General features: G+C 36.6%; 25 protein-coding genes. 17 read left to right on the forward strand and 8 right to left on the reverse strand.

Annotated elements, in window-relative coordinates; all coding sequences use genetic code 11:
• Positions 1 to 137 precede the first annotated feature (137 nt).
• From AC27IF_RS08870 to AC27IF_RS08905, 8 genes are all read left to right on the forward strand, one after another.
• Positions 138 to 542 carry a hypothetical protein gene (locus AC27IF_RS08870; protein ID WP_487053755.1) on the forward strand — a complete coding sequence of 135 codons (405 nt, stop codon included), beginning with the start codon at positions 138 to 140 and terminating at the stop codon, positions 540 to 542.
• 130 nt (positions 543 to 672) lie between these two features.
• Positions 673 to 867, forward strand: coding sequence for a DUF1289 domain-containing protein (locus AC27IF_RS08875; RefSeq protein WP_487053756.1), 195 nt, complete (start codon positions 673 to 675; stop codon positions 865 to 867).
• Between the two features lie 54 nt (positions 868 to 921).
• On the forward strand, positions 922 to 1371 hold the full coding sequence (locus AC27IF_RS08880; protein WP_487053758.1) for a GyrI-like domain-containing protein: 450 nt from the start codon (positions 922 to 924) through the stop codon (positions 1369 to 1371).
• A gap of 200 nt (positions 1372 to 1571) precedes the next feature.
• Positions 1572 to 1781 carry a DUF3565 domain-containing protein gene (locus AC27IF_RS08885; RefSeq protein ID WP_487053760.1) on the forward strand — a complete coding sequence of 70 codons (210 nt, stop codon included), beginning with the start codon at positions 1572 to 1574 and terminating at the stop codon, positions 1779 to 1781.
• A 57-nt stretch (positions 1782 to 1838) separates the two neighbouring features.
• Positions 1839 to 2120, forward strand: a complete 282-nt coding sequence (locus AC27IF_RS08890; protein WP_487053761.1) for a hypothetical protein — start codon at positions 1839 to 1841, stop codon at positions 2118 to 2120.
• A gap of 38 nt (positions 2121 to 2158) precedes the next feature.
• Positions 2159 to 2392: a hypothetical protein gene (locus tag AC27IF_RS08895; protein WP_487053763.1), complete on the forward strand. Its 234-nt coding sequence runs from the start codon at positions 2159 to 2161 to the stop codon at positions 2390 to 2392.
• A gap of 43 nt (positions 2393 to 2435) precedes the next feature.
• On the forward strand, positions 2436 to 2987 hold the full coding sequence (locus tag AC27IF_RS08900; protein WP_487053765.1) for a pyridoxamine 5'-phosphate oxidase family protein: 552 nt from the start codon (positions 2436 to 2438) through the stop codon (positions 2985 to 2987).
• A 79-nt stretch (positions 2988 to 3066) separates the two neighbouring features.
• Positions 3067 to 3210 (forward strand): hypothetical protein, encoded by a 144-nt coding sequence (locus AC27IF_RS08905; RefSeq protein ID WP_487053766.1) that lies wholly within the window; start codon positions 3067 to 3069, stop codon positions 3208 to 3210.
• 114 nt (positions 3211 to 3324) lie between these two features.
• On the opposite strand, the gene lipA is transcribed toward AC27IF_RS08905, so the two are convergent.
• From lipA to AC27IF_RS08925, 4 genes are all read right to left on the reverse strand, one after another.
• A complete protein-coding gene (gene lipA / locus AC27IF_RS08910) occupies positions 3325 to 4305 on the reverse strand; it encodes a lipoyl synthase (RefSeq protein WP_487053768.1) in 981 nt (326 codons plus the stop codon).
• 38 nt (positions 4306 to 4343) lie between these two features.
• Positions 4344 to 5021, reverse strand: coding sequence for a lipoyl(octanoyl) transferase LipB (gene lipB, locus AC27IF_RS08915; protein WP_487053770.1), 678 nt, complete (start codon positions 5019 to 5021; stop codon positions 4344 to 4346).
• Positions 5022 to 5065: 44 nt separating this feature from the next.
• Positions 5066 to 5329 carry a DUF493 family protein YbeD gene (gene ybeD / locus AC27IF_RS08920; protein ID WP_487053771.1) on the reverse strand — a complete coding sequence of 88 codons (264 nt, stop codon included), beginning with the start codon at positions 5327 to 5329 and terminating at the stop codon, positions 5066 to 5068.
• A 160-nt stretch (positions 5330 to 5489) separates the two neighbouring features.
• A complete protein-coding gene (locus AC27IF_RS08925) occupies positions 5490 to 5705 on the reverse strand; it encodes a dodecin (protein WP_487053773.1) in 216 nt (71 codons plus the stop codon).
• Positions 5706 to 5869: 164 nt separating this feature from the next.
• Between AC27IF_RS08925 and AC27IF_RS08930 the strand changes: the two genes are divergently transcribed.
• Positions 5870 to 7174 carry a DNA recombination protein RmuC gene (locus AC27IF_RS08930; protein WP_487053775.1) on the forward strand — a complete coding sequence of 435 codons (1305 nt, stop codon included), beginning with the start codon at positions 5870 to 5872 and terminating at the stop codon, positions 7172 to 7174.
• Here the strand turns inward: AC27IF_RS08930 and AC27IF_RS08935 are convergent.
• The 3 genes from AC27IF_RS08935 to AC27IF_RS08945 all read right to left on the reverse strand — a co-directional run bounded on the left by AC27IF_RS08935 (position 7164) and on the right by AC27IF_RS08945 (position 11081).
• Positions 7164 to 8243, reverse strand: a complete 1080-nt coding sequence (locus tag AC27IF_RS08935) for a GGDEF domain-containing protein (RefSeq protein WP_487053777.1) — start codon at positions 8241 to 8243, stop codon at positions 7164 to 7166. The two genes, AC27IF_RS08930 and AC27IF_RS08935, sit on opposite strands and share 11 nt — an antisense overlap.
• Before the next feature lie 21 nt (positions 8244 to 8264).
• Positions 8265 to 9599 (reverse strand): sodium-dependent transporter, encoded by a 1335-nt coding sequence (locus AC27IF_RS08940; RefSeq protein ID WP_487053779.1) that lies wholly within the window; start codon positions 9597 to 9599, stop codon positions 8265 to 8267.
• A 102-nt stretch (positions 9600 to 9701) separates the two neighbouring features.
• Entirely contained in the window at positions 9702 to 11081 is a 1380-nt protein-coding gene (locus tag AC27IF_RS08945; protein ID WP_487053781.1) for a diguanylate cyclase domain-containing protein, read from the reverse strand.
• A gap of 231 nt (positions 11082 to 11312) precedes the next feature.
• Between AC27IF_RS08945 and AC27IF_RS08950 the strand changes: the two genes are divergently transcribed.
• From AC27IF_RS08950 to AC27IF_RS08985, 8 genes are read left to right on the forward strand one after another with little or no spacing between them, the layout of a single operon-like run.
• A complete protein-coding gene (locus AC27IF_RS08950; protein WP_487053782.1) occupies positions 11313 to 11978 on the forward strand; it encodes an MBL fold metallo-hydrolase in 666 nt (221 codons plus the stop codon).
• Between the two features lie 10 nt (positions 11979 to 11988).
• On the forward strand, positions 11989 to 12720 hold the full coding sequence (locus tag AC27IF_RS08955) for an ion transporter (protein WP_487053783.1): 732 nt from the start codon (positions 11989 to 11991) through the stop codon (positions 12718 to 12720).
• Positions 12650 to 13732 carry a tyrosine-type recombinase/integrase gene (locus AC27IF_RS08960; RefSeq protein ID WP_487053785.1) on the forward strand — a complete coding sequence of 361 codons (1083 nt, stop codon included), beginning with the start codon at positions 12650 to 12652 and terminating at the stop codon, positions 13730 to 13732. The genes AC27IF_RS08955 and AC27IF_RS08960 overlap by 71 nt, the downstream gene beginning before the upstream one ends.
• Before the next feature lie 10 nt (positions 13733 to 13742).
• Positions 13743 to 15962: a hypothetical protein gene (locus AC27IF_RS08965; RefSeq protein ID WP_487053787.1), complete on the forward strand. Its 2220-nt coding sequence runs from the start codon at positions 13743 to 13745 to the stop codon at positions 15960 to 15962.
• Positions 15934 to 17802 (forward strand): hypothetical protein, encoded by a 1869-nt coding sequence (locus AC27IF_RS08970; RefSeq protein WP_487053788.1) that lies wholly within the window; start codon positions 15934 to 15936, stop codon positions 17800 to 17802. The genes AC27IF_RS08965 and AC27IF_RS08970 overlap by 29 nt, the downstream gene beginning before the upstream one ends.
• Positions 17795 to 18412, forward strand: coding sequence for a hypothetical protein (locus AC27IF_RS08975; RefSeq protein ID WP_487053790.1), 618 nt, complete (start codon positions 17795 to 17797; stop codon positions 18410 to 18412). The genes AC27IF_RS08970 and AC27IF_RS08975 overlap by 8 nt, the downstream gene beginning before the upstream one ends.
• An 11-nt stretch (positions 18413 to 18423) precedes the next feature.
• Entirely contained in the window at positions 18424 to 18861 is a 438-nt protein-coding gene (locus AC27IF_RS08980; RefSeq protein WP_487053791.1) for a VPA1267 family protein, read from the forward strand.
• Positions 18858 to 21020, forward strand: a complete 2163-nt coding sequence (locus AC27IF_RS08985; protein WP_487053793.1) for an AAA family ATPase — start codon at positions 18858 to 18860, stop codon at positions 21018 to 21020. Before AC27IF_RS08980 ends, AC27IF_RS08985 begins: the two co-directional genes overlap by 4 nt.
• A 28-nt stretch (positions 21021 to 21048) precedes the next feature.
• Here the strand turns inward: AC27IF_RS08985 and AC27IF_RS08990 are convergent, their stop codons facing one another.
• Positions 21049 to 21753 (reverse strand): hypothetical protein, encoded by a 705-nt coding sequence (locus AC27IF_RS08990; protein WP_487053795.1) that lies wholly within the window; start codon positions 21751 to 21753, stop codon positions 21049 to 21051.
• Between the last annotated feature and the right edge of the window lie 12 nt (positions 21754 to 21765).

Below are 21765 nucleotides of genomic sequence, written 5' to 3' on the forward strand. Positions count from 1 at the left end.
AGGGGATTATTATTATGCTTTTAATGAAAGGTATCAGGTTATAAATACAGCTTCATATTGTGGAAATTGACCTTTTAATTAACCACGACAGTTTAACAGCCTCTACTTAATTCATGGAACTAATTCAAGGAACAGTTATGTATAAGCCTAGACATATCACCAGCGAAACCGATTGGTTAGATGACAGCGGCATCAAAATTTACACCGTTTCAACAACGGGAGATAAGGTAGAGCAATCTAAATATTTACAGCGTCTTAGTTACGTTAAATCCGCTCGAGATATTGATTGGTTAAAAACGCCTGCATTTGTGATTTTCCATGATGGGGAGAGCTGTGATTATTTAGTGTTAGTGTGGTGGGATAATGATAACGAACTCTTCACTTCTGTTTCGGTAAAAAAAGACGGAGAGTGGCTAGAAGATGCGAGCAAATTTTCATTTTGTTTATATGATTTAGAAATATTCTGGATTGAACGTAATATTTATATCAACACCATAGATTGCTCGCAGCCTTCATTACATAAGTATCAAACTAGTCGATAAGCTTTCAAGCTAGTCGTTAAGGTTTCAAATATAAAACGGTTGGCTTTTTGGGTTTGCTCAGGTATTTTACGCTCTGTAATGCCTATTAAAATAGGTTTAGTAATTTGTATCATCAATAGAGTAGCACTGTATGTTTATCGGAAATAGTAACAAGGTTATAACACCTTGTGTTGGTCAATGTGATTTGGATGAAAATGATAACTGTATGGGCTGCTACCGCACTGCTAATGAAATTAGCGATTGGATAAATAAATCCGAGGACGAAAAAATAGCGATAGTGATCCGCTGTAAGAAGAAAATTGAACAAGCATTGATAGTAGAGTAATCCTAGTAGCAAATGCATTAAAGATAATATGATCGAGATAAAGGTGTACAACAAATGGAATTGAGAATTAGCCAAGAAAAAACCATTCATGGTTTGTGTGTTAGAACAGACAATGAAACTGAAATGAACACTACTCAGGGAAAAATTGCCGATTTGTGGCAAACTTTTGATGCCTCTGTACCTGTGAATTATAAAGATGGCGAAAGAGTTTATGGTATTTATTATGACTATGAGTCAGATCATACTGGTAAGTTCACCGTTCTTGCTGGTTTTGATGGTCAATCTTTTCCCTCGAACCCCTCTCTTGAAAAAATCATCATACCTAAAGCTAAATACCTAGTATTTCATCATAAAGGTGAAATGCCTCAAATTGCGATTGATGCTTGGACTGAGGTTTGGCAATATTTTACCAATGAGGCAGCTGAGTACCAAAGACTTTACTCTGTAGATTTTGAATATTACCCCAATGGTAATGAAATTGAAGTACACATTGCGGTTCAATAGTATAAGTAACCCCAGCTTGGGTAATGGCTGGCTTTCCAGCAACTACTTCTTCTTATGATGGCGTTAAATTAGTTTGCAATAGGCCAGCTGACCTCTAATACCTAGGTTTGGTATATTGTTTATAGCTTATACGGATTGGTATTAATGAATATATTAAAATCAACGGCTATACTATGTTAAATTAGTGTTAATGAGGTGCGATGAAGCAAGCAATTACTGGCTATCATAAAGACGAAGAAGATGATTGGGTTGCCGAGCTACAATGCGGGCATTTTCAACATGTACGACATAAGCCACCTTTTATCATGAGGCCTTGGGTGGTTGATGAGCCGGGGCGTAAGTCAATGCTAGGCCATAGGTTAGCATGTAAAAAGTGCGATTTGGGCGAGCCAAAAGATGTCATGGCTTAAATGGTATCCTGTTAGTCAAAAACTTGGGGATACTCTTCTGAAATAAATGGTGAGAAAATGAAAAATGTTATCTTGATAACTTTTATTTTATGTTTATCAAGTAAGGTATTCGCCGATGAAAGTCAGCCTACGCTAAACTTAACATGTCAAGATTATGAATGGTCAGATGTAGAAGAATTAGTTGCCCCCTATTTAGATGATTCACTTTATGCTGCGCTAGTGATGCAAGGACTGAGCTCTAACTATAAAACGTCTGAAGCAGCTGGCCAAGCAATGGATAAGTCGTTACCTAAAAGCCTACAAACTCTGCTACAAGCACTTATCGATGCCGACTGCTAGACTGTAAAAAGACAAACTAAATAAGGAAGGACTATAGTATGGTAAAACGGAGGCTAATTTTTTTATTGTGTTGTTATTTTACGACGGGATGCGCTTCTAATTCTCAATTAAATAGAGATGCAGAACATCATGATAAAACAGGTGATTATTATGAGTCTATCGGTCAATTAGGCGTTGCAGAGCATGAGAGGAATCTAGCACAAAAAAAGCGTGAACAATCATTAGAGCCACAAGCCGTTATTTTCGAGCTATTAGAAAGGGATGATAAGTAAACTATCATTCATATGGAGCATTAAAAACAAGGAGTACACCAGCATGGGACAGCAATTCAGTGAAATTTCAGACCGAAATATTCAATTTATCAATGAGCAAAAAATCTTTTTTGTTGGCACTGCGACTAAAGACAGCAGGGTCAATATTTCACCTAAGGGCATGGACTCTTTTAAAGTGTTAGGGCCTAACCGCGTTATATGGCTTAATGTGACGGGGAGTGGCAATGAAACCTCTGCACATATTCAAGAGAATAACCGTATGACTGTGATGTTTCTAGCCTTTGATGGTAGCCCGAATATATTAAGGCTATACGGTAAGGCAAAAGTTATTCATAAGAATGATAAACAATGGTCATCGTTATTATCTCACTTTAACTCATTACCGGGTGCAAGGCAGATCTTTGACTTGTCAGTAGATCTTGTACAAAATTCTTGTGGAATGTCTGTGCCGTTATATGAATACCAAGCAGATAGATGCCAATTAAAAGACTGGGCGACTAAACAAGGTAATGATGGTTTAGAGAAATATTGGGAAAAGAAAAATCAATTTAGTATCGATGAAATTGAAACGAATATTCTTGAGAAAAACCTTTAATATTCAATTTTTTATTACAGTGTTGAACTTAATGACTTTTTCTCATCTTATGGAGAGAGAATGAATATTAGGAAAACCTATGAGTAAATATATATTTATCCCATTACTTTTGTTATTGACTACTGCATGTACCAATAAACAGCTCTATCAAGCAGGGCAAGGTTATAAAAAAGTGACTGCATTAATAAAGTGGCCTCAGAATCACAGCATTATAAGTGCTTAAATGAAGACGAAGTACCGTTTGAAGAATACCAAAAAGAGCGTAGAGGAGTATTAGAGAGTAAATACTAAAAAGCCTGATGAAACATCAGGCTTTTTTGACTGAGCATCGGTTTAATTATTTGACTTCTTCACCTGCTGCTTGCTTATCGGCATGATATGAAGAGCGTACTAATGGACCACAGGCGGCATGTTCGAAGCCCATTTTAGTGGCTTCTTCTTGGAACATAGCAAAATCATCAGGGTGAACATAACGCTCAACAGGTAAATGATCTTTACTTGGCTGTAAATATTGACCTATGGTTAGCATGCTTACGCCATGAGCTCGTAAGTCTCTCATTACCTGCAATATTTCTTCGTTAGTTTCTCCTAACCCCACCATTAAACCAGATTTTGTGGCTATGTTAGGGTTGGCTTCACCAAACTTTTTCAATAAGTCTAATGACCATTGATAATTAGCACCTGGCCTTGCTTTGGTATATAAACGTGGCGCTGTTTCCATGTTGTGATTTAAAACATGTGGCGGATGTTGGTTCAGTATTTCTAATGCTCTGTCCATGCGGCCACGAAAATCAGGTACGAGTAATTCTATTTTTGTTTGCGGTGAACGCTCTTTAATTTCTTTAACGCAATCTGCAAACTGTTGTGCACCACCATCACGTAAATCATCTCTATCAACGGATGTGATAACCACATATTTCAATGCCATATCTTGTAAGCTGAGTGCTAACTTTTTAGGCTCATCTTTATCTACCGCTAATGGGCGACCATGGCCAACATCACAGAAAGGGCAGCGGCGAGTACATATATCGCCTAAAATCATAAAAGTTGCCGTGCCATGATTGAAACACTCAGACAGGTTCGGACATGATGCTTCTTCACAAACCGAATGCAAGTTATGCTTACGTAAGTTTGCTTTAATGCTGTCAATACGCTCACTTGAGCGGGGCAACTTGATCCGTAACCAGTTAGGCTTTCTTAACATGCTCTCGCGTGTTGAAGGCACTACTTTAATCGGAATGTGCGCCATTTTATCAGCATCACGTAATTTGGTGCCTGGGGCTATTCTTGCTGATTTTACTACAGTTTTGTCAGTCATAACTTGATGTGCTCTTTTGCTGCTTAAGTTATATCTACTTAAGCTATTTTATTTAACGTCGGTAGTCCACTTTGAAAAGTCACTTCACTGGCCGCTAATAAAGCCGTTAAGTGCTTAACTAATGCTTGGCTGGCATCTTGAGTAGTTTGTGGGCCATTTATATCACAAGTTTGTACCATTTCTAAGCCGGCATAACCACAAGGGTTAATACGCAAAAATGGCGATAAATCCATATTTACATTCAGTGCTAAACCATGAAAAGAGCAGCCTTTTCGGACTCTTAACCCTAATGAAGCTACTTTTTTCTCATCCACATAAACACCTGGTGCATCAGCTTTAGGGTACGCCTTGATAGCGAAATCATCTAATGCGGCAACGATGGCTTTTTCAATTAAGGTGACTAGTTGCCTAACACCCATCTTTCTACGCTTTAAGTTGATCATAAAGTAGATCACTTGCTGACCGGGGCCATGATAAGTTACTTGACCGCCACGGTCGACTTTAACCACTTCAATATCGCCAGGCATAAGTAGGTGTTCTTCTTTACCTGCTTGCCCTTGAGTAAACACGGGTGGGTGTTCAACTAGCCATAGCTCATCGAGAGTTTCATCATCTCTAAAGTCAGTAAAATCTTGCATGGAATGCCATACTTGGCTGTAATCCATAGAGTTTAGCTGACGGACGATCAATGGAATATTTGTTAACGGCTCAGACACACAATTCTCTATTTATATTGAAGTTATAAAAGCGGGTATAAAAATTATAAAACGTAACGTACTTGCTCAATGGCGTTTAAGGTTTTATAGACTTTTTCAATATGTTCTTTACTGGTGACTCGCACGGGAATAGAAACAGAGTGGTAGTTGCCTTTAGAGCTAGGTGTTATCTTGGTGGTATAGTCACCAGGAGTATGTTTTTGAAGCTCAGCAATAATTAAATCGGGTAACTCATCACAAGCAATGCCCATGACTTTAAAGTTTAATACTGTTGGAAATTCTAATAATTCATCGAAATGGGTTTTCATGCTTTTCTCAAATTAGGTCACAGACCTTTAGCCAAATGCGAGCTATATCTTGAGGTTCAAGAAATTTATAGCTGACTAGTTATTTATTGCGCTATTTTATCACTAATCTGTCATAAAGTGCTAATAGTGAGTGCTGAGATAATGGTAATAAGTTATAAAATTAACTGTTCTCAATTCTAAAGCCTATTTTTACTGTCACTTGAAAGTGAGCAACTTTATTATCGACAATGTGACCGCGAGTTTCTACCACTTCAAACCAATCAAGATTAGTGACACTAAACGCAGTTTCAGATATTGCGTTTTGAATAGCTTCTTCAATACTATTGGGAGAAGTACCCACGATTTCAAGTTTTTTATAGGTGCGATGGTTAGACATGATTTATCCATTAAAGTTAAGGGGCTTAATGTAAAGGTAGCTGATCAGAAGATTTTAGCCAGAAATCTACTCGTGTATTAGCCCTAAACTTACCTTAAATGACTAGTCGAATAATAAAAGGTATGTTTTAATACCTGTTATTATTTACAGTGTTTGGTTTGTATATGATTATTAATCTTAGTCAACTTGATCCTATCCTTATTGTTATTGCCTGTGCTCTTGTGCTTTTAGCCATCATGTTGTGGCAAAGCTTTCGCATAAAACAACTGTCTGGGCTTTTGCAGACAACCGCTAATCGATTAGACACTTCGGCAACTGAAACCCAGCACTTTGTTTCTCAATCGATGGAAAGTCAGCAATTACGGTTACAAAACAGTTTTGAACAACAAATGGCTGATTTACGCATCAAGCTGCTTAGAGAGTTAAGCAGTCAAAAGGAGCAACTTAGTCAAAGCCAAAATCAAGCGCTAGAACAATTAATTACCCATTTAAATAAAGCCACGCAAGCGAGTAGGGAAGAGCTTAGTCGCTCCCTTAATCAAAGTAGCGAGCAAATGGCGAAACGTATCGATGGTTTAACACAAAATACTGATTTACGTTTAAAAGAAATAAGCCAAGGTGTTGAAAAGCGCCTAAGTGAAGGCTTTGAAAAAACAACGAAAACCTTTAGCGATATATTACAGCGTTTAGCCTTGATTGATGATGCCCAGAAAAAAATTACCGATTTGTCGAATAATGTAGTGAGTTTACAAGAGGTACTAAATGATAAGCGCTCACGTGGCGCTTTTGGTGAGGTACAGCTCAATGGCTTAATTCGTAATGTGTTACCTGAGCAAAGTTTCAAATTACAGCATACTTTATCAAACGGTAAAATTGCTGACTGTGTGCTGTTCTTACCTGAGCCCACGGGCAATGTGGTTATCGACTCAAAATTTCCGTTAGAAAGTTACCGAACTATGATGGATGTAGAGCAAGATGAACTGGTACGTAAAACAGCGCAAAGGCAGTTTAAAGTTGATATCAAAAAGCATATTAATGATATTAGTGATAAATATTTAATCGATAAAGAAACGGCTGATGGCGCGATTATGTTTATTCCTGCGGAGGCTATTTTTGCTGAGATTCATGGCCATCAAAATGACCTAGTTGATTATGCTAATAAAAAACGTGTGTGGTTAGCATCTCCAACGACATTAATGGCTATTTTAACTACCGCTCGCTCAGTCCTTAAAGATGAAGCAACACGCAGTCAAATTCATATTATTCAGGCTCATTTATCACATTTGTCTCAAGACTTTGACCGTTTTAAGGGGCGATTCGCTAATTTGGCAAAACATATCGATCAAGCAGCCAGTGACGTAAAACAAATTAATACCTCAGCCACTAAAATATCTTCTCGATTCGAAAAAATAGAGCAGGTAGATTTACGTATAAACGATGAAGAAGAAGCTTTAATAACTAATAGCTAGATAAAGAGATCCTGTTACCGCCATGTTGTTTGGCACTGTAGAGTGCCTTATCTGCATGGATCATTAGCGATTTTAATTCATCATTTTCATTTGATTTACTACTGATGCCTATACTCACTTTACATTGAAATGGATGATATTCAGGTGTGTGTATTGTGTGTTGATTAATAGATTTTTGAATACGTTCAGCAATTTTATTTGCTTCTTGTATTGTGGTATCAGCTAAAGCAATGACAAATTCATCTCCACCAACGCGAGCAAAGCAGTCTTGGCTGCGACAATGATTTTGGATCTGTTTACTGGTCTCAATTAAGGATAAGTCACCAATGTGATGGCCGTAATTATCATTAATTTTTTTAAAGTCATCGAAGTCTAATAACAAAATACTGAACGGGCGTTTTAGCTTATTAGACATTGCTAAAGTAAAGTTGGCTTGCTCAAAAAAGTAGTGGCGATTAAAGATATTAGTTAAAGAATCTGTGGTCGCTTGCTTAGTGAGTTTTACTTCATTAGTTTCAATTTCATTGGCAAATAAAGTCAGTACAAAAATCACTTCTAGCATGATAAAGAAAAATACCGATTGGTAAAGTATGTGGTTCATCTCATCACTTAATGCAATCAGTGGCGTTGGATTAATAATATTTTCACAATAAAAAAACAACAAAATTGCTATGAAGCTTAAGGCTATTTTTTCAAATTTATCTTTTAATTCAAATAATAAAAAGGCACCAGTAGGTACCAAGAAAAAATATATGTGAAAGCCGGCTTTATTAGTTACATAAATATTTGAGCACACCATTAAGTGCACCATTAACACAGAGAAAAACCATACTTTACTTGCTTTGTGGGCATGGTATTTATTAAAAAGTAGACCGATAGCGTAGGCTAAAACAAAGATAGAATTGATAAAAGCAACGATAGGCTCGTCTAAAATAAAAATATAATTGAGAGTATATAACGCAGAAATAACAACAGTAATTAAAGCAACGACATTCGTTGCTTTTACTTTGTTCGCTATGCTAAAAGGCTGAAAATCAGTCCCTAAATTTATTAGTTGTTTTAGTATCATGGTGTTTTCTATTTATTAGCGCTAGAAGGCAATATTAATGAAAACGATTACCAAAAGCGTAGGACATATATATCGCAAATAAAACCCAAATAGCTTTAATTTTTTATTTTTCTCCATCAGTGCGATATCTGTCAATTGGTTACCTCGTCGCCAAATCCAACCAACCACGATAAAGTAAAAAAGCGACATTAGCGGTTGTAAGATAGTAGTGAGTAATTGAATTACTAAACCAAATAGCGCCTCAAAGTTCATTATAATCAGCATACTAGCAGCAAACACAATAAGGGATACTGTGTTAGTTGCGAATTTACGTGTCATCGTTTTTGCTTCAACTAAGTAGGAAACTACCACTTCAGTGGAAGAAATTGTTGATGTGAGTGCTGCAATGGAAAGTAGTGCAAATAAGGTAAATGTTAAGATCAAACCGACAAAACCAAATTTACTAAACAGTGAAGGTAAAATTTGAAAGATCAGCTGCCCTTGTCCAATTAATTTACCATCTTCAAAAACTTGTTGTCCGTGATGGAGTGCGACAAAAAGTGCTGGGATAATTAATAAGCCCGCGATAAACGCGATGAAAGTATCTAACGCTGCGATAGAGAGTACTAATTTACCAATTTGCTGATTATTCTTCATGTATGAGCCGTAAACCATCATGGAGCCTACTCCGATAGCCAGAGAGAAAAAGGCTTGTCCCATTGCTGCAATGATCAATTTAGCATCGGTGATTTGGCTGAAGTCAGGTACTAGGTATGTTCGAACACCCGCCATTGCTCCTTCTTGCTGTAAAATATATACAGTTAATGCTAATAACATTGTTAATAACAATGGCATTAATCGTGAAGACCAACGTTCAATTCCGCCATGAACACCTTGATGAATAATTGCCGCGGTTAATATGATAAATACGGGGGTGAAAACAACATTTCGAAGTGTACTTGAATTTGCAAGCCACTCTGCGCTTTCGCTTGAGCCAAACATCTGCGCTAACGGACTTAAACTGTGAGCTAACATCCAACCGGCGACAATGGTATAAAAGCTTAGCATCATCAAGGCACCTATTAGGCCGATGATACCTGCGTTTTCACCCACTTTAGCAAATCGTTCGCCACAAGCTTTCTTTAAAGCGGCAACCGGGTTGGTTTGCATTTGGTTGCCAATATATACTTCTGCGTAAAGCGCTGGTAGTGCGAGTAGCACAGTGACAATTAAGTATACTAGTAAAAATGCGCCACCACCGTTGTTAGCTACTTGGGTAGGAAAACCCCAAATATTACCTAAGCCAATAGCTGCACCAGCTGAAGCAAGCACAAAGCCAAGACGGGAGTGAAAAGAGTCGCGATTAGTAGAAGACATAGACAAATATTATTATTACTTAGATGGGGTAAGCTTAACGAGTAATGGAGAGTTAGGGAAGTGTAAAAGCAGTATCACTGTTATTTATAACTTATACAGCCGTTAGGTTTGCGCACAACAAATTTGATTTCTTCCTTGTTTCTTTGCTTGATATAGGGCTTGGTCAGCACGCTCAAAACAATCGAGTATATTTTCCTTACTCTGATGCTCTGCTATACCAAAACTACAAGAGAGTTTTTTACAATAAGGGAAAGTATAATCGTTAATGGCTTTTTTTATCCGAGAGCATAAATGCTGGGCACTATCGAGGTTTGACTGCTTGGAAACAATTACAAATTCTTCTCCTCCCCAGCGTGCTAATAAATCTGATTCTCGTAATTGTTTAGTTAAAATTTTCGATAACACCATTAAAATTTGATCACCGGCGATGTGCCCGTATTTATCATTAATCGCTTTGAAATAATCAATATCTATAATAATTAAAGTCACCCCTTCTTTATGCTGACGATGCTCTTGGGAGAGTTTTTCGTTAAAATACTGGCGATTGTAAAGCTGAGTTAAGGGGTCATGATTTGCGGAAAACTTGAGCTTTTTATTAGCAAGTTCTAACTCGACTTTTAGTTGGTTTAAACTAGCATTTTTCTCTTTTAATTCTTGGCTGTAACGGTAAATCGCACGATTCCAAATCATCACGGCAAAAAATAGCACTGTTGCCACGGCTATACTTTTCCACCAAAGATCGTAATCAACTGTTTCGACCAATTCAATATTATGCCATTTTCGGTAAATCTCTAAACGTCTGCTTTCGGCAATGCTGGCAATGGCTTTATTTATGTCAGGAATTAGTGCTTGCTTTGATTTAATCACCGCGAGTTTTAATCTGTCTTCAGGGCCAGCCCAGCCGGCTATTTTAAGTTGGCTCAACCCTTCTTGAATGATATTACTGTGCACCGAAAGCATAGAGCCAATAAAGAGATCGACTTGGTGAGAAGCTACAAGGTTCAAGCCTTCTTGCTCATTTTCAACGAAGGTTAACTCAATATTGGGAAAGTATTCTTGAATGTAATCGATTAGCCTATAACCTTTAACGATGGCAACGCTACGATTTTCTACATGAGCTAAATCTTGAAGAAAAGGTTGATCCCTTAATGAAACTAAAACATTGGGCGCGGTAAAGTAGGTTTCACTGAAACTTAAATAATGTTTGCGTTTTTCACTCTCATTAAGCATAGGCGTTAAATGGCAAGTACCATTTTTTAACAGCTCAAGTGTTTCTAGCCAACTGCTGGTTTGAATCAGTTTCAGCTTCATGCCTGTATAGTTGGCAAAGTAATCTAGATAGTCACTTGATAAGCCCACATGCTTATTATTTTCTAACCCTTCGTATGGCTGCCAGCTTGGGTCTACACAATAATTAATGACGTCAAGTTGGTTTTTTACTGCGTTTTTTTTATCTTCATGCGCCCAGGTAAATGGCGTCATTAAACAAGCACACAGTGTAAAAAACACAATGACTCTACTGAGTAACTTTGAGTTTACTGGCGTATATATCATTTAATTTATCACGTCCATTTCTTGTGAAGCTAGCATCCGTTAAGAACTTATTAATAGTCAAAATATGATCTTTTCGCAAGTTGTACTTCTATCCGTTGAGTTATTTTTGCTACAATTTAGCCTTTCCTGAGAACTAACTATGTATGAGCGTCTAGCCTAATGAGTAAGCTGCATTATAAAATTATTCCTGTAACCCCCTTTGAGCAAAATTGCACTTTGTTCTGGTGTGATGAAACAAAACAAGCCGCGGTAGTAGACCCAGGGGGCGATTTAGACAAAATAATTGCTGCAATTGAAGAGAACAAACTTACTTTAGAAAAAATACTCATTACCCATGCTCATATCGATCATGCTGGTGCAACACATACATTAGCGACTCATTATAATGTACCTATCGAAGGGCCTCACAAAGAAGATCAATTCTGGATTGATCTGATTGAAGAGCAAAAGCAACGATTTGGCGGTGCTTTTGGTTATGCTAAAAAATTCACTCCAACACGGTTTTTACAACAAGGAGACAGTGTTTCTTTTGGTAATGTGGATTTAGAAGTCTATTTTTGCCCGGGTCATACGCCAGGTCATATTATTTTCTTTCATCGCGATTCAAAACTTGCGCAAGTGGGAGACGTGCTTTTTTGCGGCTCTATTGGTAGAACGGACTTCCCACGCGGCGATCATGCAACGTTAATTAACTCTATACGTAATAATTTATTTTCTTTGGGAGATGATGTTCGTTTTATCCCTGGTCATGGCCCCATGGGCACATTAGGCCAAGAGCGAGAAACAAACCCTTATGTTAGCGATGCTGCGCTAAATCGAGCTTAAGGAGTTAACTATGGCCAGTTTTGTATTTCGTGCGCAAAGACGCTTAAAAAAGATTGATTCAAGTAAAATTTTTCAGGGCATTATTATTGCTGTTATTTTACTTTCGGCTTTATTAATTGGTGCTAAAACACATAATTTATCACCTAAAATCGTTGCAATATTAGCAATGTTGGATTTTGCGATTACCATATTTTTTGTGATTGAAATCATCATCAGATATTTAGCTTATCCGAATAAGAAAAAATTCTTTCACAGTGGTTGGAATATATTTGATACCGTCATTGTGATCGGTAGTTTGATCCCCGCAGGCGGCTCAGGAGTATTGTTAGCTCGTTTGTTACGGGTCTTTAGGGTACTGCGTTTGGTTTCTATGGTACCTGAATTACGTTTATTGATTAATGCATTATTGAAAGCTATTCCCCGTATGGGCTATATAGCTTTGCTAATGTTTGTCATTTTTTATATTTACGCTGCTATCGGCAGTATGTTCTTCCATCAAATTAATGACGTGCTTTGGGGGGATGTATCCATTTCAATGCTAACGCTGTTCAGAGTAGCCACCTTTGAAGATTGGACAGATTATGGGATGTTTACTTTTTTGAGTGTTTTGTTGACGTTCTTTATTACATCTACTATGTTGTCAACAAAAGCAATGTTTTATAAGTTTTTATATGTCGGTTATAGAAGTTTCAAAAATTCAATACAGCGAGGTAGACTTCAAGTCGTTTGCTCTGCTGGATAATAAAGGCGATCTTAGAATCGCACCTACCTTATTTTTAGCCGATCTTTCTGTTAATGGTTACTCTCAAGAGACAATCTCTAATTACGCTTACCGATTAGATACTTTTTTAAAAGTAATTGATGATGCCGGTTTGTCTTTTGTTGATGTCGATCAGCAACATATAGACCTTTATCTGAATAAATTTCTAAATAACCACTTAGACCTAGAAATAACTTCTATTAATGGTCATATAGCTTGCTTATCTAAATTCTTTGAACACATACATAACAACGGCTTTGTTATAGAACCCAAGAAATTTATCTATCGTATTACAGATAATGATACCGGCTACAAAATTAAATCTAATGTAAGAAAAAAAATAAAACTTATAGAGCATTATCTAACCAGAGAACAGTTTGATGATTTACTTAGCTATGTAAGTTCAGATAATGACTACATTAATGAAAGAGATGAGCTTATTTTGAATATAGGATATCACATGGGGTTGAGAGCAAGAGAAGTTGTTGATAATAGAAACTTAACTCTTACAAAGCTCATCGACAAAAAAACAGGTGATGTAGTCGATAAAATTAAGGTTATTGGTAAAGGTGAAAAGCTCCGTACAGTTCTTATCCCACCTGAGCTTAAAAACAAAATAAAGTCATTTATAGATGGTAGAAGAAAAAATACACCTGGCAATATATTGATTTGTGCTGAAAATGGGAGCCAGTTAAATAAAAAGTTTGCCTCCGGTGTGTTCTCAAAAGCCGCATTAACCTCTCTACAATCAATATTTATATCTAGAGGGTTTCATTCTCTTAGACATACCTACGCAACTAATTGTGTTATCGAATGCCATAAAAATGGCTATGACCCATGGACAATTTTGCCTGACAGGATGGGACACGAAGACAAGGCAACCACCTTTTTATATATTTTCTTTGAAGCTGTGTTGAACAGTAGACATTCGTTAATAAAAAAATTGTCAGTCAAAAAAAAGAGCATATTCAAAAATAAAAAAACAACTACTTAAGGGGTAGATATTGGAATTTTCACTTGAAGACGAAATTAGTAAAGCAGACAAAGTTGCGTTAATACAAAGGACTGAAGAGTTTGTCTATATTACTGAGTCTTTAGTTAATGACTCAAGCGAAACTAAAAGAATAGCAATACCTTCTACCTTAGTGGGAAATGTGGTGCTTCAGGCATATTGTTTATTTTCTGGTTCATCTGACTTTATTCATTTGTCTTCTTCAAGTCAAAAGCAATACGCAGCAACCTTGACGCGCTTAATTAGCTTCTTTGAACAACATGAAGGGGCGAATACTGATGATGATAAAGTCATTTCCGTTCATTATTTATATTACTCTAGCAAAACACTAGACCGTTCAAGGGCCGCAACAATAAGAGATATTTCACATATTAAATGTGCTCTAAGATACGCTTATGATAATAAATCTGCTTTGCAAAAAAGCGGAGAAAACCTTGAAAGTATCTATCAGGATATTCCAGAATTTAGTAAGTCTGAATCCCAACCAAAACCAACGTTAAAGTTAGTGTTTCAATCTAACTTTACAGATACTGAAATCATTGAATCTCTTAGGCATGTATTGGCATGGTTTTGCCTGTATATGAAAGAGGTAAGAACTAAATTTTTTGAACAAAACAAAGGTTTGGCAGAGATAATTTTTCATGAATGCGATGATGATAAAAGCGTATGGCATAATAATGTAATGAAAATGACTCACTCAGGAGGGCTTGGAAATTCTATTGCCAATAGGGTCAATGGATATTATTTAAGGGCAATGTTGAATTTAAAAGATCCAATATTGAATGAAATGCTTCTGATGTCTCAAAGAGAATTTGCAAGAAGATATACAGAAGGTGAACGCTATACTCCAGCACAAGTAAAGAGTGAGTTGGAGGCTATGTTTACTAGCAATAATAGCCTTAAACATGCCACAAATGATATTGATAGAACAAACTTTGTTCGCCCTAGATACAATTCAGTTATTTTTCCTGAAAAGAAGTTTAATGGCATGAGGCAATCCGTTTTTCCTGTGGGCTTTATGTTTACAAGCTCTTTATCAGAACGAAGAGCAATAAGCTGGCTAGCTGCCTCAGATCGAGTCCAGTCATCGGGGTTTGATAGATTAACGTTTAAAGAAGGGTTTTTATTTGATGGTAGTGATAAGTCAGGTTGTCCAACAAGATTACAAATCAAATTTCCTAAAGCAAGAAGCAAAGATACAGAATTTTTCACTCCTATTTACGTTAAGGATGAGGATTTACTCTTTGATGTTTATGAACATCTACACTACCTACGAACACAATCTGAAGCGATATTCAAAGTTCGAGAAAGGCCTGGTTTTGTAATGCCCACCAAAAGTAATGTGCTATACAATCGTCCATTAAGTACATTGTCTCAAACCACAGCATTACCGCTTTGCGCTCTCGGGCTAAAAGGAACCCAACTGAATAAGTATTGTAAAGAAAACGTTGCTAACTCTGAGCCATTCTTGTCGATCTTGGAGGAATCAACCGAATCAGGAACCGCTTATTTTAAGTTGAAAAATGAAAAAACAGGTAAGGCCAGCTTTGGTGATTATAAGTCAATTAATATGGATTTGATTGCTCAAACAAGAGCTATTTTGGAAGATGAGGAAACGGATGACGAACATGTGTCGGCGGAATCATCGGCACATACTCACCAAACTCATAAGAAAGTGTACCTAGATCGATCTGACATATCACAAAAAACAGATGCTGATATCCATAATTTCGGTAGTAGAGTTGGGAACGAGTTATACCAATTAGCAAAAAAAATGGGCCAGCTAAAACAAGATGAACCTAATTATCACCGCTCTAGGGTCATGGAAAAGTTAGGCCTGTCTAAACCCACGACAAAAAATCTAAGTGGATCTTCTGAGTTAGCTGAAATGATAAATGTTGCTAAGAATAATCGATTGGGTGTAAGTCTATTTGATGAGCTTCGAAACTTTAACGATAAAATAATAATAGATCACCCCTTATGTGCTGCGCTTATCATAAAGACAAAAATGCATATTGAAAGTATTCGCAATCGGTTAGAAGAAAACTCTTCAAAATTAAAAGTTGCTAATACCCATTTAATTTACCTGAATTCTCTTTTGGAGGGGTTTCATAGTAAGACGGTTAAAGAAGGTGAAAAAATAGCCAAGTCATTAAAGCTACCGGTTAATAAGGAGTTATTACATGAACGTAATTCTGGTCAACAATATTAAAGACGAAGATTTACTGCCAGAAGACAGTTTTGCTGATATTAACACCATGGAATGCAGGATTTGGAAGTTTATTGACTCCTACAATTTACAAGAAACTATTTTAAATTGGGATAGCTTGAACTACCCAAAACACGTAGAGATAACATTTAAAGAGGTATTAAGGGCACTTCACAATGCAAGTATGAAAGTTAGTGGTCCTCTATATGGTCGAACAAAAACTATTAAAAATAGGGTCACAGCTCTTAAGAAAATACTTAATAGTAAAGCTAAGATATTTGGCCATGATACTTTATTTGAAAGTTTATCGCTAAACGACTTTGGACTAATCGTTCAAGATATTGCAACTAAAGACAATGGCGAACTTTGGACTGGAGGCACTGTAGAGCAAGTAATTTCTTTACTGAAGCAAATTAAGGGGTTTTCCCGCCAAGGTCAAATCACTGATGCAATCACGTGTAATTTTCCTAAAAACAAAATTACTGATTGCTTTCTAAAAGTATACGTCGAAAGCAAGGGAGTATGTTTTAACGAATGGCTTACAAGAGGGACATGGCATAATTTGTTCATAGATGTAGCATTGCTTTTTCTAAATGATATGCTGGAAATTATGGAATCGCCCACAGCTAACTTTTTGGTTGAATATTTTGAGTTTCAACGTTCTAAATATGGTGTTCCTGTTCATGAATTTACTCGACCAGGTAAATTCACGAGTTCATTCCTAGATGCTATAAAAAAAGTAGCAAGCAACTCTAAAACTCGTAAAGACTCTAATATTAATCGATTAGCTAATTTGTTCATTAAACATGGGTTTATGGATAATGAAAATAGTGTGATTAACTTTCGCCCGGGCATGTTTACAGATGAAGGTGAAAAAATTAAAAGCGCATGTCTTGTGGTTTTTACAATTTTATCAGGGGTTCGAATTTCTGAAGTAAACTCAGTAAGGTTTATGGGGATAGAAATAAAACATGATGAAGCCTACTTCTATAGTAGGTTAAAGAAGAATGATTTTGGAATGGGTAGAAAACGCTCATGTAGCAAAACAGCCTATCAGGCCATTACAGTTGCAGCAAATATAAGCTATTTATCGCCAACCAAAGATGTATCACCTTTTAGTTCAACGCATTTTCCATCAATTCAAAAAACGCCCAAGATAAAAAAACGCCATTCACCAACCACTGAAACTACAGCTAAAAGAGTAGCAAGAGTTTATGAAAGCTGGGCAGTAGTTAATGTAGATATTGATGGAATAGCCGAAACTAGCTCCCCCCATGCTTTGCGTCACATTTTTGCCGCTATAGCACTCTATCGATTTAAAGGAAATGTTAAAGAGTCAATTCGTAGACACTTTGGTCACTCTTACGCGTCAAATTTCATTAAGTCATATGTTAAAAATAAGTTAGATGATGAAATTATATGTGCAGCTGAATCCGATTATTTTATAGAGTTAGCAAATCAAGTTAGTTCAGATGATCCAGAGTTTTATGCAGCAGTTGTCAAGCGAATAAAAGAGAGAGTTAATGAAGATCATGTTTTTAAATCTATTGATGAAGTTGGTGAGTATATTGCTGATCAAGCAATAGAGTCGATGATATTGGAAGGTCACGAGTTTGGGTATTCGGTCTCATGGCTCAAAGAAGAAGTAGATATAACAGACATACATCATTTATCTTCGGACTCTAGCGCTGATGAGATTGTCAGGATTGGTGTTCATCATCAAAATCTATTAGAAAATATAAGCAACCCTATAGTTAAAGAAGCCTCAACCAATATAGTTTCAATTTGCGAATATATGTTGGAAGAGTTAGAAATTGATCTTGAAGAGTTAGATTATGAGTAAATTTAAGTTAGATAATTTCATTTCTAAAAGTGAAGACAACGAAGAAGCGGATATTTTTCCAGACTTCATTGAAGACGAACTTAGAGCTAGCTTAATTGACTGGCAATCTAGAGCAACTGAAAAGCAGTCTTTGAGTTTAAAGGTTTTGCTTGAAAATTATCAAGAAATAGCAAATAAAATAGAACTAAAAATTGATCTAAAAATTAATGAACGAAAAATTATTCTTTCAAGAGTTGCAAGCATTGCTCAAGTTGACAAAAGTTACTTAACAAAGAGAAGAACCCCAGAGCTCTATAAGCTAACAATTGGTCTAAATACTGAGCTCGAAAGGTTATGGAAGTTAAAACCAAGAAGATCAAAAGTAACCCAGTTAACAAAAAAGGAATTAAATTCAGAGCTAACTAAAGTGAAGAAGGAATTGAAAAACGAAAGAGATAAAAATTTAGGACTCATTATAACAGAGCTTTTAAATAACAAAATTTACAGTGATAAAAAAGCGCTCGCTGAAAAAAATGCAGAATTGGAGAATACAGTTGTAGATCTTCAAAAGAAAAATGCTCAGTTACGGGTTCTTTTAAAAAGTCATAACCTAAAGATTATTAAGGATTAAAACGAAAAATCATGGCAAATGGGCGACAAAGGGCACTACATAATCTAAAAGCTTTTCAAGTATGGCAAGCAACGCAATCTGACGATGATTTCAAGCAAATAATTTTTGAAGATAAGTTAAACCGAGGTAAAGTTGCTAATGCTGTGGGGTGTGGAAAATCTGCGCTTACTCAGAACCCCGCTCTAAAAAAAGCCCTTGCTCTTTTGGAAGAAAGCCTAAGAGAAAAAGGTGTTTTACCACCGCTGAAACAACCTGTCAAAAACAGTCCTGAAAAACCAAAGCAATATGACAATACCGCAAACCTAAAGCAATTAAATTCAAAACGTTTATCCACTTTAGAGTCAGAAAATATAGAGTTAAAAGCCAAAGTAAATGAGCTTGAAAACCAACTAAAACGGTATGGTGAACTTTCAGAAACACTTTATGAAATGGGACTAATGCCTCGGTGAATACTTTTATACATAAAGAACGATTTCGTATTACCAGTATCCACTTTAAAACATCAAAATGGATCATATTCAGTGGCGTGCCACTGGCAAAAAACTCATATAAAGTTAACAGCGGAAAATATTATGTTTCCATAAAGATAAATCCTGTAGATTTACCAATAGAGCCATCAATAGGTCAACACTGGCTTGTTTCGGGTACTAGAGACATAGATGAGATTGAAACTGGTGATTACCTCATGGAACAGCACACCTATGAATCACCAGACTTTATTGAGTGCCAGCTACCCGAAACTGGAGAGCAGTTTATTCAATTTATTGCCAAAGAAAAACAATTTAAGGGCATTGGAGAAAGCAAAGCTAGAGCCTTGTGGGATAACTTTGGTAGTAAACTCTTTAGCATCCTTCGTGATGATTGTGAGACCAACAGAGAGAGCTTATTATCAATTCTCAGTGCTGATTCAATAAATGCTATATACGAGGGGTATCAAACGTACAAAAACCTTAAACATTGCAATTGGATGAGCAAGCAAAAAATTCCAGCTAATATTCAGCAACGCTTATTAAAACACCACGGTGAAAAGAGTATAAAGTCCATCAAATTAAATCCGTACTTGTTGGTTGGTTTTGGGATGCCATTTACTGACATAGATAAATTGGCGAGAAGCGATCTATTTAACATATCAAATAATGATCACCGTAGGCTTAGCGCTGCACTAGAAGCTGCGATTAGAAAAGAAATTGAAAAAGGACATACTTATACTGAACAGGCAATATTAAAGCCCTATCTAACTAAACTATTGAAAGACAAAACTTTGGTTGCCGAAGCTTTTAAAGCTGGCCACGATAAGGCCCAATACATTCTTAGCCCTAAAACTGGTTCATATCACCCTACTGCACAATTGATAATGGAAAATGTAGTTGTAAAAAGGTTAATAAAACTGGCAAGTAAAAATAATCTTTATGACAGATTAGTAGATACTGCCTACCAAGTAGCTGTGCAAGAGTTACCTTATGAACTTACGAAAAAGCAAACAGTAGCTGTTACTACGTGCCTAGGCAATGCAGTAAGTTGTATTACAGGTGGTGCAGGTACTGGTAAAACAACGGTACTCAGAACTGTTCTCAAAGCTTATCATCACAGAGGCTACGTAATTCATGCAGTAGCTCTTAGCGGTAGAGCTGCGAAACGTTTACATGAATCAATTGGCTTTTTTACCTCAACCATTGCCAAGCTACTTCGTAATGCCACTATAGAGCCATCATCGGATAAACCAAAACACCTTTTAGTGATTGATGAAGCTAGCATGATTGATTTGCCAACAATGTATCGATTAGTTAATCATATTGCGCCTTCAGTTCACATCATCTTTACTGGCGATCCAGATCAACTACCTCCAATTGGGTGCGGTAAAGTATTGGCTGATATTATTCAGTCTGAAAAAATTGCCAATACAAAACTTGATATTGTGAAACGACAAGAAGGAAGCTCAGGAATTCCAGAGTATTCCAACTTGGTTAATCAAGGTAAGACACCTAAAAATCTTTCAACTGGCGCTATTTTTTTTCATGAAGTGAATAAGAACGATATCGCCCAAGAATGCTGTAATCTATATCAGAAATCACCAGGAAATAGTCGTATCATAGCTCCAACAAAGCAGCTAGTTTCAGAGATTAATAAACTAACTCAAGCAACGCTAAATCATACGGGTAGCCTGCTCAAGTTTGAAATGCATGGAGAATTTTTTTATCAAAATTTACGAGTAAATGATGCAATACTTTTTACTCAAAACAATTACAACAAGGAGGTTCAAAACGGCTCTCTTGGCATTCTAACTAGTGTTGAGTCAACATCCGATAAATATGGGGAAGTAACACTTGATACAGGAGAAGTAATAGAAATTGATCAGCCTATATTAGACAGTATGGAACTAGGCTACGCAATTACCCTTCATAAGGCGCAAGGTTCACAGTTCCCTCGAATAATTATAGCTTTAAAGAAAGGGCGCATTGTTGATCGAGCATGGCTATATACAGCAATCACGAGAGCTGAGAATGAAGTTCACATTGTTGGAAGTGCTGATGATTTTAAGCGTATAGTCGAGCAACAAAGCAATTCGCACAAACGAAACAGCTACCTGCTAGAACTGTTAAAAACATAAGAGGTATTTCTCGATAGATTCTCTTTCGTTATCTAAATGCCATGCTACCAATACGCTTAAATACATCAGAAAAATCGTCAACTTTACCCGTAGCTATGATCGATAGCGGAGTTCTGCCATTAAAATATGAATTATTGTTTTTCATGTTCATAAAGCCATACAGGTTATCTGAATTAGAAAAAACTTCTTTAAGGCTCTGGTGAATATTAGTTAAATAACTGATACGTTGGAGTTGCTCAGTATTTAAATATACAACGCTTGAGCCCTTTTGATAGCGAGTAAAGTCAGCTTTAGCTATTCCTAAAATTGCTAATTTCTGGGCAGTAGTACAACCCCACTTTTCAAGAAGGTTGGCCCCTAAATCGAAAGCTATAGTATGGTTTATGCTTGGAGTCTGCTCATAATTTGATAACTTAACTCGTTCTAGTAAAAGCAAAACAAGTTCACGCTGAAAATACTGATAATTATCTGGAATGTTTAAGTTGCTTATTTTAGGTAAATAAACATCACCAGTGTGCTTTTGAATGCGTTCAATATGTTGCTGTTCAAACACATAAATTCGATCCGCCCATTGCAGCAACTCTTCGGTACAAAATGTCGAGTTAGCTTTCTGCACGTATTTATAACTTAAACCAGCTGATTTGTATTGGTGATTTTTATTGGCAGCGCGAAATACTTCTTCAGCAGTTTTGCTGCGTTGTATGTTTGCGGTGCATAAAAATAGAATATTCACTATCGCTTACCC

The organism is Colwellia sp. KS18-150 (genome assembly GCF_057551365.1).